Origin of the sequence: Okeania sp. SIO2B9, from assembly GCF_010672505.1 — a bacterium.
Taxonomy (GTDB): Bacteria; Cyanobacteriota; Cyanobacteriia; order Cyanobacteriales; family Microcoleaceae; genus Okeania; species Okeania hirsuta.
In genome coordinates, this window is record NZ_JAAHGK010001193.1 from 1 (window position 1) to 2361 (window position 2361).

The window sequence follows — 2361 nt, forward strand, 5'->3', positions numbered from 1 at the left end:
TTTAAAGTTTTGATATTTCGACATCTTTCTTTTAAGAAGGAAGAAGGAAGAAGGAGGCTTTAGTTATCTAGGAGACAAGAAAATATTACATTGTCTAAATTTTAAATTTTTGATATTTCGACATCTTTCTTTTCAGAAGGAAGAAGGAGGCTTTAGTTATCTAGGAGACAAGAAAATATTACATTGTCTAAATTTTAAATTTTTGATATTTCGGCATCTTTTCTTTCAGAAGGAAGAAGGAAGAAGGAAGAAGAAAGAAGAAGACTTTATACCAATTATCATGCATTAGTGCTATGGTTGCGTAATACTTCAGTTATTAACTAATTCGTAGAATCCGAATTACTTTTCAGAAGGAAGAAGAAAGAAGGAGGCTTTAGTTATCTAGGAGAGAAGAAAAGAGTGCATCTCATAGCAAGCAAAAATACTTTGTTTCTATATATTCCCTGTTGCCAGATGAGCTGTTGCCTGTTGCCTAAAAGCAATAAATTTTTGGCTTTATTCACTCATTGAGATACACCCGAAGAAAATATTACATTGTCTAAATTTTAAACTTTTGATATTTCGGAACCTTTCCTTTTTGACTTTTTAACTCATACTAATTCAAGCTCTAATCAAACTTACACCTGACTGCTGAATGCTGAATGCTTACATAATCTTGCTCTTGATTAAGCAAAATTATTTAATACTAAATCTATAGCTATAGATAGTTAAATATCACTCAAAATTATAATTTTTTGATAACTTCAATCTATGTTTAATTCCAGGTAAAATAAACCAATGAATATGAAATTATCATCCTAGAAACTGAGCAATAAAAAAAATGACTACTCAAACAAATTCACAAACCCTACTAACTCCCTTAATGATGGGAGATTTAACCCTAAAAAATCGAGTTGTCATGGCTCCAATGACCCGATCGCGAGCAGGCACAGAGCGAATGCCCAATGCGATGATGGCCGAATATTATGCTCAAAGAGCTGGGGCAGGTTTAATCATTTCAGAAGCAACTGTCATTTCCAAACAAGCTAATGGTTGGCTAAATACACCAGGCATTTACTCAGACGAACAGACAGAAGCTTGGAAACAAGTTGTAGATGCTGTCCATAGCAAAGGAACTCCTATGTTCCTTCAACTTTGGCACTGTGGACGAGCTTCTCATAGCAGCTTTCAGGAAAATGGTCAATTGCCAGTAGCGCCCTCTGCTATTAAGTTGAATCAAGAATACATTCATACTCCCATTGGCAAACAACCATTAGAAACTCCTCGCGCTCTAGAAACAGAAGAGATTCCGGGAATTGTAGAAGATTATCGTTTAGCTGCCGAACGTGCAAAGTCTGCTGGTTTTGATGGAGTAGAGATTCACGGAGCAAATGGCTATTTGATTGACGAATTTCTACAGTCAAAAACTAATCATCGGAGCGATCGCTATGGTGGCCGTCTGGAAAACAGATTTCAGTTTCTCAAAGAAATTGTAGAGTCTATTTTAACTGTTTGGCCTGCTAATAGAGTTGGGGTAAGAATTTCTCCTAATGGTAATTTTAACGATATGGGTTCGCCAGATTTTCGGGAAACTTTTATTTATGTTGCGCAACAGTTAAATAATTATGGGTTAACTTATCTTCACGTTATGGATGGTTTAGCTTTTGGTTATCACGAATTAGGTGAACCGATGACTTTGGCTGAATTTAGAGAGGTATTCACCAGCACTCTTATCGGAAATTGTGGATATACTCAAGAAACTGCTGAAACAGCAATTCAAGCTGGAAATGCCGATCTAATTGCTTTTGGACGACCCTTTATGAGTAATCCAGATTTAGTAGAACGTTTTACTAATGGCTATCCTCTTAATCCACCTGCTGATGTAAAAATTTGGTATTCATTTGACAAAGAAGGATATATTGATTTTCCCACTTATCAACAATCCCCAGTAATTAGATCAGGAGTCAGGAGTCAGGAGTTAGGAGTCAGGAGTTAGGAGTCAGTAGTTAGAAAAGAGTTTTTCAGTGACTTTAGAGTCAGAAATAGGTATAGTCCAATAGGGTTCAGTTAAGGTTTTTTTTGGCAGTTCTGTCATCTGAAAACCTCATGTACATCTAATAGTTCCATACCTTATGAGTTTTGGTCTTATCTGATTGCGCAGCATGACCTAGGAAACTGTATTGAGGTATAATCCCCACTGTTGTTTTGGGCAAAAATTTACCACTAATATCAGTTTTATATGAGGTTGCATAGAATGATGAAATTCATTAAATCGATCTATCTTTATCTAGGCTTACCTGCGGTCAATTCTGCTTGAAATATTATTCTATGCAGCTTCATTTCAATTTGGTATAATTGAATTTCATACATTTATTCAGCAAG

Annotated in this window: 1 protein-coding gene; it reads left to right on the forward strand. The window is 35.7% G+C overall.

The window, feature by feature from the left end; genetic code table 11:
* The first annotated feature begins 820 nt into the window (after positions 1-820).
* Positions 821-1975 (forward strand): alkene reductase, encoded by a 1155-nt coding sequence (locus F6K13_RS28820; protein WP_124143990.1) that lies wholly within the window; start codon positions 821-823, stop codon positions 1973-1975.
* The last annotated feature ends 386 nt before the right edge of the window (positions 1976-2361 follow it).